Source organism: Deltaproteobacteria bacterium (assembly GCA_016874755.1).
GTDB lineage: Bacteria > Desulfobacterota > Binatia > UBA9968 > UBA9968 > DP-20.
On record VGTH01000076.1, the window covers coordinates 1 to 14,857 of the forward strand.

Here is a 14,857-nt window from a genome sequence, read left to right on the forward strand (position 1 = left end):
GCGCAAATCGGGCGAAAAATATATGGACCTCGACAGCCGTCCCGAGTGGAGCGATATAGAACCGGTGCGCAAACTGCTGAATGAGATTCTAAAAGCGGAAAAGAAGTGAACCTTGCTCTATAATCCTGTGGGAGAACGCAGCGTAGTTATATCGCTTCTAGCATCTCGAAAATCAAGAACTTTCCTAAGGCTCCGGGCTAACGAGAACGTAGGCCTTGGTAAACCTTTTCACAAGAGATTGGCAGGCTCGTTAGGCGCACGCCGGTTGCATCGAAAACCGCGTTGGCCACCGCCGGTGGCACGGGCGTGATCGCGTGCTCGGCCGCAGGTTTGGTATTGAAAGGTCCGGGGCCTTGCGTGGCGCCGGAAACCAAAAGCGTTTGATGCACCGGAATGTCACGGGTGGTCGGCAATTTGTAATCACCTAGGCTAAGCGTCGTCACGCGGCCATCCTCCAAACCGACTTCTTCGCAGACAGCCATACCCAACCCTTGAATGAGCCCGCCTTCGATCTGGCCCTGATGGCTCAGCGGATTGATCACGACGGAGACATCATGAAAAGTATTGATCTGCCGCACCTCGACCTGACCGGTTTCGGGGTCGACCTCGACATCGCAGACCATCGCTTGAAAGATATGTTCGCGCGGTCTCTCGCGTCCGTCGTAGTAAGCATATCCCCGGCCGGGCTCCCCCGGCGCCAGCGCAGCGAGCCGGCTTAGATCCATCGTCGTTTTTCCATCCTCGAGCCATACCTGCCCGTCTTTCCATTCGACGCGCGCCGGATCGACCCCCCAGTGCACAGCCGCTCGAGCCCTCAGAGTCTCGATCAATGCCTGGGTCGCCCGTGACACAGCCTGTCCGGTCACGTGCGTGGCGCCCTGTCCTTTGATGCCATCGTGATAGGGGGCGCGGTTGGTGTCCGCGACTTGCACGAACACTCGCTCAGGCTCGACCCCCAGAACCTCAGCGACAATCTGTTTATGGATGACATGAACTCCCGTGCCGACATCGAGAATGCCGACCACCAGCCGTACGTTACCTTCGCTTTCCAAGAGCAACTCGGCGCCCGACTCCCCTTGGCCGATATGCCGGCAGGCCAGAGCGACACCGCGGCCGGTTAAGTTTCCCGATTTTCGCGGCGCTAGCTTGGGCTGTCTATAAACCTCGCGCGCAACTCTCATGCGGCCAAGAGCAGACCGGCGAAATCACCTCCGAGCTGATCCGGAACTCGCGATACTCGCAAAAAGCAACAAGGGCGAGAGGTTTTCACCCCTCGCCCCTGTTGCTTTTATCCTCTAAGGGCTTTCCGCCTGTAGCTACTCTTTGGCAGCTGCCCGCATCGGCGCCGTTGTCGGCGCTTCGGCTCCCGCGCTGCCGACTTCATGATAGATTTTGCCGCCGGTCTTTTTGAACTCTTCGGCCTTTTCCTTCATACCAACTTCAATGGCCGCCTGTTCGCCCACCCCAACCTGGGCGGCATAATCGCGCACGTCCTGGGTGATTTTCATCGAGCAGAAGTGCGGCCCGCACATGGAGCAGAAATGCGCTACTTTGGCGCCCTGCGCCGGCAGGGTTTCGTCGTGGAACTCGCGCGCCGTCTCCGGGTCGAGGCTTAAATTAAACTGGTCTTCCCAACGGAACTCGAAGCGCGCCGCGCTGAGCGCGTTGTCGCGCACCTGCGCGCCGGGGTGGCCTTTGGCCAAATCGGCGGCATGGGCCGCGATCTTGTAGGCGATGACGCCGTCCTTCACGTCCTTTTTGTCGGGCAAGCCCAAATGTTCTTTCGGCGTCACATAGCAGAGCATGGCTGTGCCGTACCAGCCGATCATCGCCGCGCCGATGGCGCTGGTGATATGATCGTAGCCCGGCGCGATGTCGGTGGTGAGCGGACCTAAAGTGTAGAAAGGCGCTTCGTGGCAGGCTTCCAGTTGCTTTGTCATGTTCTCGTGAATCATATGCATCGGCACATGGCCCGGCCCTTCGATCATCACCTGCACGTCATGCTTCCAAGCGATGTCGGTCAATTCACCGAGGGTTTCCAGCTCGCCGAATTGCGCTTCGTCATTGGCATCGGCGATGCAGCCGGGGCGCAAGCCATCGCCCAGGGAGAACGCGACGTCGTAGGCCTTCATGATTTCGCAGATCTCTTCAAAATGCGTGTAGAGAAAGTTTTCTTTGTGATAGGTCAAGCACCATTTCGCCATGATCGAGCCGCCGCGCGAGACGATGCCGGTGACGCGCTTGGCGGTCAGCGGCACGTAGCGCAGTAGCACCCCGGCGTGGATCGTGAAATAAGATACTCCCTGCTGGGCCTGCTCGATCAAAGTATCGCGAAAGATCTCCCAGGTGAGGTCTTCGGCTTTGCCGTTGACTTTTTCCAACGCCTGATAGATCGGCACGGTGCCGATGGGCACCGGTGAATTGCGCAGGATCCACTCGCGGGTTTCATGAATGTTGTCGCCGGTGGACAGATCCATCACCGTGTCCGCGCCCCAGCGGGTCGCCCAGATCATCTTTTCGACCTCTTCTTCCACCGAAGAGGCCACCGCCGAGTTGCCGATGTTGGCGTTGATTTTGACCAGGAAGTTTCGGCCGATGATCATCGGCTCGCTTTCCGGGTGGTTGATATTCGATGGGATGATCGCGCGGCCGCGCGCCACTTCGTCGCGGACAAACTCCGGCGTCACAAAAGACGGGATCGCCGCGCCGAAGCTCTGCCCTTTGTGCGTGCGTGCCCCATCGGAACCGGTCTCAAAGGCCTTTTCGCGCCCGAGATTTTCGCGGATCGCGATGTACTCCATTTCCGGTGTGATAATGCCCTTTTTCGCGTAATGCATCTGCGAGACGTTGCAGCCCGCCTTGGCGCGCAGCACCGGACGGCGCGCGCTATCGGGAAACCGCTCGGTGGTGCTTGTAGCCCCGTTTTTGCCATTGCCGTTGCTAAATTTATACGCCGGCACCTCTTCGACATCGCCGCGCGCCTTGATCCACTCGATCCGGCTCGGCTGCAGACCGCGACGGATGTCCGTGCTCACACTCGGGTCCGTGTAGGGCCCCGAAGTGTCGTAGATCATGACCTGCGCCGGCGCATGGCCATTGCCGTTGCCAGCGTGGCCGTTGGCTGCTCCGGTCAGCGTCACCGCGCGCATCGCCACTTCGACATTGGGGCTGCGATGATTATGCACGTAAACTTTCTGCGATGCCGGCAGCGGCTGGGTCGTCAATCCGTTTGGCTTCGAGCCGTTTTGTTCCTGCGCGTTTGACATGGACAGCCCTCCTCTAGACGTGGCGGTACGGTTTGACGTACTGCTCGTACAATCCCTCTTTCCCCTTCTCGGCCAACTCTTGCGAGCGTTCCATTAACACTTCTTTGGTTTCAACAAAGTCCTTGCGGCTGGTGCCCAGGTTGCCGGGGTGGGTTCCGGAATCCATACGAATCGCATCGCATGGGCACGCCTCGACACAAAAGCCGCAGTAGATGCAGCGCAGCGTGTCGATCTCATAGCGGATCGGAAACTTCTCCACCGATTTGTCGGGATACTCGCCGGCTTGAATATAGATGCACTCCGCTGGACAGGCGGTGGCGCAAAGGTAACAGGCCGTGCATTGCACCGAACCATCGTCTTTGAGCGTCAAGCGATGGCGGCCGCGATACGTGTCGGGATAGGGCGCGCGCTCGTCGGGATATTGCACAGTCACCGAGGCCTGCAGGTCTTTACGCCATCCCAACTGATGCATGGTGTGCACCGCGAGGTTGCGCCACATGCGATAGCCCGTGAGCATCAGCCCGCGAAAAACTTCCGGGAAATACAGCCGCTCCCACAGGCTCATCTCTTCGATTCTTTTCATCCGCCTCCCTTGGAATTCACCCTTAAATAACGCCCCATTGAGTGCCCTCACCTTAGCGGCAATCAAACGCCAAAGTCAAGGTAACGTTCGCCTGGAACTCCTTGATTTATCGGTTCATTCGGAATCGTATCTCAAGATTGAGAAGACCCCATGGGGGGCCAACTTAGCGCGTCCGTCGAGAAACGCCAATTCGATAACGAAGGCGCACTCGACCACCGTGCCGCCGAGCTTGGAAACCAGCTGAGCGGTCGCCGCGGCGGTGCCGCCGGTGGCGATCAAGTCGTCGGCGATGATCACCCGCGCTTGTTTGGGAATGGCATCGATATGAATCTCCAGCGTGTCGGTGCCATATTCCAACTCATAGCTCGCGCTATGGGTCTGGTAGGGGAGCTTGCCCGGCTTGCGCACCACGCTGAAACCGGCGCCGAGCTTGTAGGCCAACGCTGCGCCGATGATAAAGCCGCGCGATTCGATGCCCAAGACGATATCGATCTTCTGATCGCGATAGCGCTGGGCGAGCAGATCGATGGTGCGAGAAAACAACGGCCCGTTGGCCAACAGCGGTGTAATATCTTTGAAGACAATGCCTGGCTTGGGAAAATCGGCAATATCGCGAATCGCGCCGCGAATCTCGGCCATAGAATCTTTCATCGTCGAGAAACCTTTCTCCAGCAGTTATGAAGCAGAATAGACCTCGCGCAAAGGCGCAAAGATCGCAAAGAAAAATCTAACCTCCGGACTTTGCGGCTTTTGCGTCTTTACGCGAGAAAATTTCCGGAAACCCCTGGGCGATCGCACTAGCCCCAAATTTGCCGCGCCGTCTCCACCACGGTTTCCAGCTTGCGTTTTTGATCGTCGGCGCTAATCAGATTGCCGACGACGTCGGAAGAGAAACCGCACTGCGGGCTGATCGCCATCTGCTCTAGCGGCATATACTTGCTCGCTTCGTCGATGCGCCGCTTCAAGCCGTCGACGGTTTCCATCTCGGCGACCTTGGTGCTGACCAAGCCGAGCACAATCATCTTGCCCTTGGGCAAAAAGCGCAGCGGCTCGAAGCCGCCGGCGCGCGGCGTATCGTACTCGAATAGGAAGCGGTCGAACTTGAGCTCATTCAACAAGCGCTCGGCGATGTCGTCGTAGGTGCCCTCGCGGTGCCACATGCTGCGCTGATTGCCGCGGCACAGGTGAATGCCCAAGGTGACATCGTCGAAACCTGCGAGCACTTGATTGTCGGCTTTTAGAGACCGGCTAAAATTTTCTTTGGGATCTTCGCCACGCTTGCGCATCGCTGCGAGCGACGGCGGATCGACGTAAGCGGTATACCCCGGCGCATCGATCTGCACATAGCGGCAACCAGCGTCAGCCAGGCCGCGGATGATCTCGCGCTCCACATTGACGACGTCGCCGACGAATTCATCGAGTCCGCCGGGATAAATCGCTTTGGAATTCTGCCAATCGAAGCGCTGGGAAATGCGGTCCACCCCGATCAGCGCTACCTTCGTGGGCTTATGGGCAACGCTTTTTAAGAAACCAAACTCCTCCAGCGGCACGTTGCGCGCCAGGCGAATTTTTTCCGCCGCCGGCCGGCGCTGCGCCACCGCTGTGCCCTTCTGTTCACCGTGATCGGGAATCTCCCAACGTTGCAGCGGATTGCCGCCCTCCACGCGCTTCTCGTAGAACTTCAAACTCGGCGGCCCGGCATCATAACCGGCCACCGATTCGCCAAAGCTGTCCTGAAAATTGAGCCGACGGTACTCACCATCGGTAACCACCGCTAGACCGATCTGTTCTTGCAACGCAACGGCGCTGCGAATACCGTCGTCTTCGACGCGGCGCAGCCCGTCTAAAGACAGCTTCCCTTCGTCGTACTTGATGCGCGCCTCTTTCAATGCCGGCGGACGCAGCAGACTGCCAACCACGTCAGTGCGAATGTTCGCCAATTCTTTCATGTTGCTTAACCTTTCGCCGGCACAGTATCGGAAGCCGGCAGACAGCACAACTGCGGTAGATAGCGCAGCGGATCCTGCGCCGCGTTGTTTTTACGAATTTCAAAGTGCAGATGGGGCCCGGTGACCCGGCCCGTGCTGCCGACTCGGCCGATCATTTCACCGCGCGCCACCGTCTGCCCCTGGCGCACCAAGTTAACTTCATTGTGAGCGTACACTGAGACTAGCCCCTCGGCATGGCGCACGATGACGATATTGCCATAGCCCTTCAGCTGGTCGCTAAAGATCACTTCGCCGCGTTCGATGGCGCGGATCGGCGTGCCCTCGGGCGCCGCGATATCGATGCCATCATGGAAACTCGAGCCGCGCGGGCCAAAACCGGAGTTGATGGTGCCGCCGACCGGCCAGAGAAAACGATCACGATTTGGCTCAAAGGGTTCGGGCGTCGCTGGCGCACGCGGCGCCGGCTCCACCGGAGTGATAATCTCCACCGGCAGCTGGCGGTTGGCCCCGGGAATGAACAGCCGTTGACCGACAAAGATCTGACCTGCGTCGCGCAGATTGTTCACCCGCGCCAACTCTTCGTGGCTGATATCATAGGCTTTGCCAATGCGAAAAAGATTTTCTCCGGCTTTGACGACGTGATGAATGCCTTGGGATGGGCGGCTCGGCGCCGGTTTGGGGGGGCTCGGTACCGCCACCGGCACAGGCGCGCTCAGCGTCGATCCACAGCCGCACGCCAGCAGCGTCGACAGCGTCAGTCGCAGGCAATTGATTTTCATGAAGCGGCAACCGCGGCGCTGCTCAGCTTGCTTCAGTTGCGCCAGCCATATTTTCCCAACAGTTTGACGAAGCGACAATCGCCCAACTGTTCATTGCGAAAGCCTGAAGCGATTCGCGTGACGCGCACCAAGGTCTGTCCTTGCTCATCGCCCACGGGGATCACCAAGCGTCCACCCGGCGCAAGCTGGTCCAAAAGCGGCTTTGGCACTTCCGGCGCGCCCGCCGTAACGATAATGCCATCATAGGGGGCGTGCTCGGACCAGCCGATGGTGCCGTCGCCCACGTGCAGAGCAATGTTTTGGTAATTTAGACGGTCCAGCAGGGCGCGCGCTTTGTGCGACAGCGTGCGAATTTTTTCCACGGAAAATACGTTGAAACAGAGCTCCGCCAACAGCGCGGTTTGGTAACCTGAACCAGTGCCGATCTCGAGCACCTTCTCATCGCCGTCGAGTTCCAACGCTTCGGTCATGCGCGCCGCCATGTAGGGCTGCGATAGTGTTTGCTTATCGCCGATCGGCAGCGCGCAATCCTCGTAGGCGCGTTTAACCAGACCAGGGTCGACAAACAGGTGGCGTGGCAGCTTGCGCATGGCGGTCAGGATGCGCGGGTTTTTGATGCCGCGGGCAATCAGTTGCTCCTGGACCAGCTTCTCACGAACCCAGGCGAAATCTTGCGGTGTCGATGCCGGGGATTTCACTGCAAATTGGCGCTCAGGCCCAATCAAAAGATCATCTTTCGATCACAAAAAGGCGGAATTCTTCCATGTTTAGCACACTCACAAACGTCTTTGCCAGCGACGCTTCAAGAAGTCGCAGGTTCTGAACCAAACTCTCACGCAGTTTTAGGTTTGACAGTCCACGACCTGGCAAAAAAACCCTACTATTCACGACGATGCGGCGGTGTCGCATAGTTTCCCCGTGAAGCCCCAACTCTGGCGCCAACCTTGGTTGCCCCGGCGTATCACAACGCCGCGATATAAAAGATATTTTTGAGCCCTGGCCGACGCGTTCATCGAACTCCTCTTGGTACGGCTATTGTAAAGATCAGCCAAACCGGCTGCGCCCTCGTCGTTGCCGGCAAAGCGCCGCACGAAGTCGAAGGAGTGATCGATGTCTCAAGAATCCGCCAGCGATAAACTTTTCGATGGGAGTCTCGATATCGTCGAGTTTGCCGACGAGATCGAAGAGCCACGCGAGCCGGAACCGGAGCGCGGAGAGACCGGCTTTGGCTTGAGCTCGATCCAGCAATACCTGCGCGAGATCGGCACCGTGCCGCTCCTCAGTCGCGAGCGCGAGATCGCTCTGGCAAAGCAGATCGAGCAAGCTAGGCAAGCCATCCTCACGACGCTTTGCGCCGCGCCGATGACGGTGCGCTCGATCTTGCAGCTGGGCGAGCGCATCGCCGCGGGTGAAATCGAGCTGCGCGAAATTGTCGAGCGCCAGGACGACCGCGACGGCGACAGCGAAGACCCGCTCGACAACCGCCCCTTTCTAAAACACATCAGCAAGCTGCGCCGGCTTGCACGGCAACTCGATGACATCCGCGCTGAGCTGCGCAAAAGCCGGTTGTCGCGGCCGCGCGCCATGCTGCTGCGGCGCAAGCAACAAGCGCTGGTCGAACGCGCCAACGGCGTCATCGCCGAGCTGCGCTTGTCGAGCGATATTATCGACGAGCTGATCGGCCAGCTCAAGCGCCGCGCCGAACAGTTCACCCTGCTGCAAGAAAAATCTCTCCAAGCAAGCATCAACGGAGCTGCGTTGAGCGCGGAATGGGCTGACAACGAAGCCTACAGCGGACTCCCGGCCGGCGAAATCCAAGCCCTGGCGCGCACTCTGATGGCAGCCGAAGAGCTCGCGGCGCTGGCGAAGAAAGAGTTCACCGAGGCCAACCTGCGCCTAGTGGTAAGCATCGCGAAAAAGTACATTAACCGCGGCCTCGGCTTCCTCGACTTGATTCAGGAGGGCAACCTTGGCCTGATGCGCGCCGTCGAAAAGTTCGACTACCGGCTCGGGTTTCGCTTCTCCACCTATGCCAGCTGGTGGATACGCCAGGGCATTACCCGCGGACTGATCGACACCGGACGGACGATTCGCGTGCCGGTGCACCGCATCGAATCGCGCAACAAAGTCTTGCAAACTGCGCGGCACATGCAGCGCATGCTCGGGCGGGAACCGACGCCGGAGGAGCTGGCTGTGGAAATGAACATGCCCATGGAGGAGCTGCTAAGGCTCATCCAGCTCCACTCCGAACCGGTTTCACTGCAAACGCCGCTGTGGGAAAACGGCGACGAGCTCGCCGACTTCATCGAGGATCGCGTGCAACGCGGCCCCGACGAGCACGCGGGCGACAGCAAGCTGCGCGCCGAGGTACGCAAAGCGCTGTCGGTGTTGACGCCGCGCCAGGAAACCGTGCTGCGTATGCGCTTTGGGATTGCGCGCCAGCGCGACTACACGCTTGAGGAGCTGGGTGATATGTTTGCTGTCACCCGCGAGCGGATTCGCCAGATCGAGCAAAAATCGCTGCAGGTACTACGCAACCCCAACCGGCGCCGCCCCCTGCCAACGCCGCTCAGGGATATCGACGAGTTGGAAAGCGAGCAGAACACCGAGAACGACTCCGCAGAGTAACGCCGACAACCTCGAGCTTACGTCGGATAAGTTTTCCCATCATTGGGAAAAATTGTCGCGGCAATTCTCAAAGCCGCGAAAAACCCGTCGATACTTATCCGTTGATCGTCCCTGGCGCTGAAAAATAAAAACGATTTTTCGGCGCCGGGGGCCAGCCGCTGGCATACCTCTTGCCGCTTTTGCAGAGTGTCAAATATCCCTGCAGGAGGAAGAAGTTTCTATGGAAATCCCCTTGAAGATCACCTTCCGCAACATGGACCCGTCGGCCGCCATGGAAAATGCCATTCGCGATCGCGCCGCTAAGCTCGATGGCTTCTATGGCCAAATCATGAGCTGCCGTGTCACGGTCGAAGCGCCGCACCGCCATCACCACAAAGGGAAAGCTTACCAGGTGCGCATCGACATAACCGTGCCGGGGGGCGAGGTGGTGATCAATCGCGCGCCGAAACGGCTGGCGGCGAAAAAACTCGATCCCTTTGGCGCTGAAAAAGAGTTCACCGAGCTCCATGAGCCAAGCAAACATGCGGCCCATGAAGATGCCTACGTCGCCATCCGCGACGCCTTCAACGCCGCCGCGCGCCGGCTGCAGGACTACGCGCGCCGTCAGAGCGGTGCGGTCAAAGTGCACGAACCGTCACCCACGGGTCGGGTGACGAAGCTCTTTCCCGATGAGGGTTACGGCTTCCTTGAAAGCGCCGACGGGCGTGAGATCTATTTTCACGGCAACAGCGTGCTGCATCCCGGCTATGAGCATCTCGCCATCGGCACGACGGTGCATTTTGCCGAAGAGCAAGGCTCCAAAGGACCGCAGGCGAGCACGGTGCGGGTAGCGCGCTAGCTATGAGATTCCAGATTCCAGATTATTCTACTTGGGAGAATTTGGAATCTTCACCGCATGCTTCTGCCGCGAAGCGCGCGGTTGGAACCCTTCGGTGGATCTTTATGAAACCGCCGACGGGTTCGAGACTTGTAATCTCTTGCGCAAAAAAAAGCCCGGTTTGGAGTAACTCCAAACCGGGCGAGAGACAAGGCATTGGTGGTCTTGGCGATCGATCAGCCGGCGCGGGGCTCGCCCAGGCTCACTGGCGGCAGCTTCGCCGCGGTGGGCCGCAACTTACCGAAAGCGTTGAACGCATGGCGACCAAAGCTCAGTAGACGCGGCTGGGCGGATAGTATGCCCCAGACTATTTTCGTGGCATCGTCACGATTGCGCCGGCCGAGGATAGCGACGGTCTTGGGCGTTAGCGCTTGCAAAAGGCGGTCGTAGTCGGCGCCGCCAAATCGGTGCATGGCGGCCCTGATCATCAGGTGCAGGCTCAGCTCCCAACGCAAAGACCAGAGCTCGCGCAGGTAACTCGTGCCGCCGGCAATGGCGTTTGCCGCCGCGCGCGCGCCGCGCAACCCGGTCACCAGGCCGCCAACGGTGGTGACTTTGACCTGCGCCGCAGCATCGCCAATCAAGTAGATATCGCCGCCGCCGAGCTGGCGCCAGGGGCGCAAAAAATGACTGTAAGAGGGAATGCGCGCGGATTGCAGGTCCACCGCCTTGAAACCGTTGCGGTCGAGAAACCGGTGCAGTTTGGCGCGCGCATCTTTGCCCTCTTCGGCGATAAAACCGACGGCGGCATGGCGCTCCGAATGGGGAATCGACCAGTAGAAGTATGGCGTATCCTTGGGCTCGAACCACACCCCGGTGGTGCCGGTCCGGGCGCCCGCCGGCATCTCCACGATCGCCTGCAGGATCGGCGTCGTTAGCCGGCCGTTACCGATGGTCTTGTGCGCCACCCGGCTGTGCATGCCGTCGGCGCCAATGAGCACCCGGGTCGTGAACGTCTCCAGGCGATCTTTTTCGCCGTCGCAGATGGTTACTTTGATGCCGCGGTCGCTGGGAACCAAATCTTGAAAGCGGCAATGGCCGCGAATTTCGACGCCGGCAGCGGCGGCCATGCGCGCTAGAAGGCGCATCACCGCCGAGCGTTCGACGACCAAGTCCGGTTCCTGCATCGGGATCGATACTTGATGATTGGGCGAATAAAGATCGATGCGGTCAATCTGATTCACCACGGCCTCGCTCGGATAGAAGCCGAGTACTTCTTGTAAGCGCGCGGTGGTGATCAGCGTGCGGTTATCGACGTGCATCACGTCGTTGGCATCAAACAGCCGCACGCTTTTACCCATGCGCGCAAGCAAATAGCCGGCGAACAAACCGGCGGCGGAACCTCCAATAATGTTAACGTCCGACACTCCTGCTATTCCTCCTGTTGAGTGGGCAAAGCGCTAAATACAAACGGCCGAACTCGCAGCCCGTTATCCTGTTGCACTTAGCTCTTAGCGCGCCGCGTAATTGCAGCACCCCGCTCCAGTGTCGCCGCCGAATCGGCGAAGTGCACCCCGTCGCGGCGCAAAAGCATTAGCACTGCTTTCACTAAAATCGCCACATCTAGCCTGAACGACCAGTGATCCACGTACCAAAGGTCGAGGCGCACGCGCTCGTCCCATGGCAGCTTGTTGCGGCCGTGGATCCAGGCCCAACCGGCCATGCCCGGTTTGAAATCGAAACGCCGCCGGTCCTTGGCGGCGCAGTGGCGTGCCTGATCCTCGACCCACGGACGCGGTCCGACTATGCTCATTTCACCCTTGAGCACGTTAATGAGCTGCGGGATTTCATCGAGGGTCCAGGAGCGCAGCCGGTCGCCAACCCGGGTCACCCGCGCATCGTTTTTGGTGACGATAAAGCGGTTGCCCTGGGATTCGGCGCCGACGATCATGGTGCGAAACTTGATACAGCGAAACTTGCGCAGCCCTCTGCCTACCCGTTCCTGGATGAACAACAGCGGGCCGCCGTCGTCGAGTTTGATCGCCAGCGCGATCAAGCCGATCACCGGCAGCAAGACAACCAATGCTGCGAGAGAAACGACGATATCAAAAACCCGCTTAGCCAACAGTGCCATCGATCGCATCATGTTTAGTCCCTCCGGTTGCCGCTCACAGTTCACATCGGCGCCGAGGTTTGACTGCCGGCATAATTATTTGTCCGCCCACTGCGCAGCTGAGCGTTTTCCAGGTGCAGTGCCGCGAGCCGCTCACGGAGCTCGCGATTTTCGCGCTCGAGGGCGTGCTCGCGCAGCGAGACCGCAGCGACTCCGGCAGGCGAGGTCAAAGCCTGCAGCAAGTCTGAATAGGTGGCGGCGGTGCTTTCGCGCGACAGCTTGGCGGTGATGTACTTGCGTCCATTGCGGCCCAGGCGCGCACCGAGCTCGCGATCGGCGAACAGTGTTTTGATCGCTTGCAACAAGGCGCCGGGGTTTTCCGGCTCGATGAACAAACCCGCCTGCGCTTCGTCGACGATTTCGCGCGCCTGCCCCTCCACCCCGAGAATCACCGGTCGCGCGCAGGCCATGAACTCGAGCATTTTCGTCGGTATCACCGTCTTGAACACCGGCGCTTTTTTCAGCAACACAAGACAGGCATCGGACGCGCAAATCACCGCGGGAATCTGTTCCCTCGGGAGCTGCGGCAGAACGGTCAGGTTGCCTAGCCCGCGCTGCGCCGCCAGGCGGACGATCTGCTCTCGTTCGGCGCCCTCGCCCACCAGCAGAAAATGCGCCCGCGGCAACTCCGCGGCCAAACGCGGTGCCGCCTCGACAATGGTTTGTAGCCCGTGGGCCATGCCGAGCGTGCCGACGTAGGAGACAACGAATTTGCCCTCGAGATGAAGCCGCTCCTTGACCGCACCGCGGTTTTGCGCCGGCGTAAACAGATCGGTCTCCACACCGTTTTCCACCACGGAAATCTTCTCCCCCGCTAACCCCCAGTTCGCCACCAATTCGCGCTTGAACGCCGGTGTGACGACCACGATATGGCTCGCCCTGCGGTAGAGAAAAGCGGCAAGCGCTTTCAGAAGCTTAATCGAAATATCCTTTTCGCTGCCCATGCCCGCGGCGGTGATCGACTCGGGCCAGAGATCGCGCACCTCGAGGATGAAGGGCGCGCGTTTGATCAAACCGAGCCACCATCCGGCCAAACCGACGAACAACTGCGGCGAAGTCGCGATGATGGCATCGGGTTTTTTGAGAAACATGCCGGTCAGGCACGCCGAAACCGTAAAAGACAAGTAGTTCAACACTCGCTCGATGGCGCGCCGATTGGGCACCGGCAAAAGCCAGGTGCGCACCACGTCGACGCCGTCGCATTGCTCGCGGCAGACTAGCCGGCGAAACCGCCGCCGGTACTCCGGATGGACTACACCCGTGGGATGGTTGGGAAAGCCGGTGAGCACAGTGACAGCATGGCCGGCGCGCGCCCAGTGGCGCGCCAGCTCGGAAACCCGCGCCGCCGGCGCGCCCATTTCCGGGGGAAAATATTGCGATACGTAAAGAATATTCATGGGATCGAGCCTCCCTACCAGGTGCGAATGATCGAGATGTATTTGGCAAGCCGAATCGCCAAGCGTCGAGATAACGGTCTAAGAATTGAGTGAAAAAAAGTGAGACTGGTGCCGGGCCAACGCACCAGGGAATTAGTAGTAGCAGAGCTTGAAGACGATCTTATAGCTGAGCGCCGCCGTGCGCCGGGAGCGGCTCTTGCGATAGCCGTGCCAGCGGATGGCGAACCGTTTGAATACTTCGTGCCCGGTCAGCCGGTAAAGCACTTCGAGCTGCACAATATGCAGGCTGTGATAGAAGGGGCTCGCTAGCATCTTCATCCAGGTGCCCGATTGCTCGTAGAGCGACCAAAAGCCGGCGTCGAATTGGTGCAGGTTCTGCGCCAGCGTCTGCACCGCCCGGTCGAACAGACGCTGTGCGCGCCGGTCGCCGGTGGCGAGAAAGTAGTCATAGACGCCCCAGCTCGCCCAAATGAAGCCGTTAAGAATATGGGTCGGCGGCGCGACGATGTATTCTTCAAACCAGTCGTTGCCGGCGCGGTCCTGAAACACGACGCCGCCGATCTCAACTTTGGCAAAGAATGCCATGAGGGCGCGCTCGGCAGCTTCGCGATACTTGTCCTCGCCGGTTTGCCGATGGGCCCGCACCAACAGCGAAATCCCCTGCCCTTGGGCCAAACCCGAGTACCAGGGTGCGCGCAGAGTAGTCCGATACTCCCAGTCGAAATGGTGCTGCCACACCCACAGACCGGCGTGGTTCCGTTCGAGATTTTTAACCAGCCAATCGGCCGCGGCGCGCCATTTTTCTTCCCGCTCGGCGGACTGGGTCCGGCAATATGCATTGTAATTGCCCAGGCCATACTGCGCGATGGCGATCGGGTTGTATTGCCGGCCGATGCGGCCGCGATAGTCGAGTAGCGGCACGCCGGCGGAATCATAGGCGCCGGCGTAGTCGGCTTTCGCCGTAAACGGCATGTAGTATTCACCCAGGGTGGTCCATGGACAGCGCTCGTTGACCTCTGGCACGTCGTGCCAAAAGGTCAATTGACTTTTTTGCCGGCCCAGATAGGCGGGAAACAGCCGGCGATAATAGTTGAACCGTTGAACGATGGCCATAGGCCTAGCCCGAATTATTCATGCGACGAGGAAAACCCATGACACTGTGTCGATCGAAGTGGAACTCTGGAGGAGCGAAGGCATCAGCGCAGATCGTTCGGTTTGATTCGCCGATGCTTGGCATCTCTTCGACCTTTTCACTGCCATTCGCA

General features: G+C 59.5%; 13 protein-coding genes. 2 read left to right on the top strand and 11 right to left on the bottom strand.

What is annotated here, in order from left to right:
* Window positions 1-197: 197 nt before the first annotated feature.
* The 7 genes from FJ145_25785 to FJ145_25815 form a co-directional block, all read right to left on the bottom strand.
* Window positions 198-1,181, bottom strand: a complete 984-nt coding sequence (locus FJ145_25785; GenBank protein ID MBM4264822.1) for a xanthine dehydrogenase family protein molybdopterin-binding subunit — start codon at window positions 1,179-1,181, stop codon at window positions 198-200.
* A gap of 135 nt (window positions 1,182-1,316) precedes the next feature.
* Entirely contained in the window at window positions 1,317-3,266 is a 1,950-nt protein-coding gene (gene thiC, locus FJ145_25790; protein ID MBM4264823.1) for a phosphomethylpyrimidine synthase ThiC, read from the bottom strand.
* Between the two features lie 13 nt (window positions 3,267-3,279).
* Window positions 3,280-3,849 (bottom strand): NADH-quinone oxidoreductase subunit I, encoded by a 570-nt coding sequence (locus tag FJ145_25795; protein MBM4264824.1) that lies wholly within the window; start codon window positions 3,847-3,849, stop codon window positions 3,280-3,282.
* Window positions 3,850-3,963: 114 nt separating this feature from the next.
* Complete coding sequence (locus FJ145_25800) at window positions 3,964-4,488, bottom strand: adenine phosphoribosyltransferase (GenBank protein ID MBM4264825.1); 525 nt, start codon at window positions 4,486-4,488, stop codon at window positions 3,964-3,966.
* Between the two features lie 158 nt (window positions 4,489-4,646).
* A complete protein-coding gene (locus FJ145_25805) occupies window positions 4,647-5,798 on the bottom strand; it encodes a methionine synthase (protein MBM4264826.1) in 1,152 nt (383 codons plus the stop codon).
* A gap of 5 nt (window positions 5,799-5,803) precedes the next feature.
* On the bottom strand, window positions 5,804-6,577 hold the full coding sequence (locus FJ145_25810; protein MBM4264827.1) for a M23 family metallopeptidase: 774 nt from the start codon (window positions 6,575-6,577) through the stop codon (window positions 5,804-5,806).
* 32 nt (window positions 6,578-6,609) lie between these two features.
* Window positions 6,610-7,275 (bottom strand): protein-L-isoaspartate(D-aspartate) O-methyltransferase, encoded by a 666-nt coding sequence (locus FJ145_25815; protein ID MBM4264828.1) that lies wholly within the window; start codon window positions 7,273-7,275, stop codon window positions 6,610-6,612.
* Between the two features lie 412 nt (window positions 7,276-7,687).
* On the opposite strand from FJ145_25815, the gene FJ145_25820 reads away from it, so the two are divergent.
* Together FJ145_25820 and FJ145_25825 are read left to right on the top strand one after the other, a co-directional pair.
* Window positions 7,688-9,205, top strand: a complete 1,518-nt coding sequence (locus FJ145_25820) for a sigma-70 family RNA polymerase sigma factor (GenBank protein ID MBM4264829.1) — start codon at window positions 7,688-7,690, stop codon at window positions 9,203-9,205.
* A 220-nt stretch (window positions 9,206-9,425) separates the two neighbouring features.
* Window positions 9,426-10,043, top strand: coding sequence for an HPF/RaiA family ribosome-associated protein (locus tag FJ145_25825; GenBank protein MBM4264830.1), 618 nt, complete (start codon window positions 9,426-9,428; stop codon window positions 10,041-10,043).
* A 215-nt stretch (window positions 10,044-10,258) separates the two neighbouring features.
* Here the strand turns inward: FJ145_25825 and FJ145_25830 are convergent, their stop codons facing one another.
* The 4 genes from FJ145_25830 to FJ145_25845 all read right to left on the bottom strand — a co-directional run bounded on the left by FJ145_25830 (window position 10,259) and on the right by FJ145_25845 (window position 14,705).
* Window positions 10,259-11,458 (bottom strand): NAD(P)/FAD-dependent oxidoreductase, encoded by a 1,200-nt coding sequence (locus FJ145_25830; protein ID MBM4264831.1) that lies wholly within the window; start codon window positions 11,456-11,458, stop codon window positions 10,259-10,261.
* Window positions 11,459-11,526: 68 nt separating this feature from the next.
* Window positions 11,527-12,168 (bottom strand): sugar transferase, encoded by a 642-nt coding sequence (locus FJ145_25835; protein ID MBM4264832.1) that lies wholly within the window; start codon window positions 12,166-12,168, stop codon window positions 11,527-11,529.
* A gap of 29 nt (window positions 12,169-12,197) precedes the next feature.
* Window positions 12,198-13,592: a glycosyltransferase family 4 protein gene (locus tag FJ145_25840; protein ID MBM4264833.1), complete on the bottom strand. Its 1,395-nt coding sequence runs from the start codon at window positions 13,590-13,592 to the stop codon at window positions 12,198-12,200.
* Window positions 13,593-13,724: 132 nt separating this feature from the next.
* Window positions 13,725-14,705, bottom strand: coding sequence for a hypothetical protein (locus FJ145_25845; GenBank protein ID MBM4264834.1), 981 nt, complete (start codon window positions 14,703-14,705; stop codon window positions 13,725-13,727).
* Window positions 14,706-14,857: the final 152 nt, after the last annotated feature.

Coding starts and splice junctions, on each gene's coding strand:
- FJ145_25845 (MBM4264834.1), bottom strand. CDS start 14,705: ATGGCCATCGTTCAACGGTTCAACTATTATCGCCGGCTGTTTCCCGCC.
- FJ145_25800 (MBM4264825.1), bottom strand. CDS start 4,488: ATGGCCGAGATTCGCGGCGCGATTCGCGATATTGCCGATTTTCCCAAG.
- FJ145_25795 (MBM4264824.1), bottom strand. CDS start 3,849: ATGAAAAGAATCGAAGAGATGAGCCTGTGGGAGCGGCTGTATTTCCCG.
- FJ145_25835 (MBM4264832.1), bottom strand. CDS start 12,168: ATGATGCGATCGATGGCACTGTTGGCTAAGCGGGTTTTTGATATCGTC.
- FJ145_25825 (MBM4264830.1), top strand. CDS start 9,426: ATGGAAATCCCCTTGAAGATCACCTTCCGCAACATGGACCCGTCGGCC.
- thiC (MBM4264823.1), bottom strand. CDS start 3,266: ATGTCAAACGCGCAGGAACAAAACGGCTCGAAGCCAAACGGATTGACG.
- FJ145_25810 (MBM4264827.1), bottom strand. CDS start 6,577: ATGAAAATCAATTGCCTGCGACTGACGCTGTCGACGCTGCTGGCGTGC.
- FJ145_25820 (MBM4264829.1), top strand. CDS start 7,688: ATGTCTCAAGAATCCGCCAGCGATAAACTTTTCGATGGGAGTCTCGAT.
- FJ145_25840 (MBM4264833.1), bottom strand. CDS start 13,592: ATGAATATTCTTTACGTATCGCAATATTTTCCCCCGGAAATGGGCGCG.
- FJ145_25805 (MBM4264826.1), bottom strand. CDS start 5,798: ATGAAAGAATTGGCGAACATTCGCACTGACGTGGTTGGCAGTCTGCTG.
- FJ145_25785 (MBM4264822.1), bottom strand. CDS start 1,181: ATGAGAGTTGCGCGCGAGGTTTATAGACAGCCCAAGCTAGCGCCGCGA.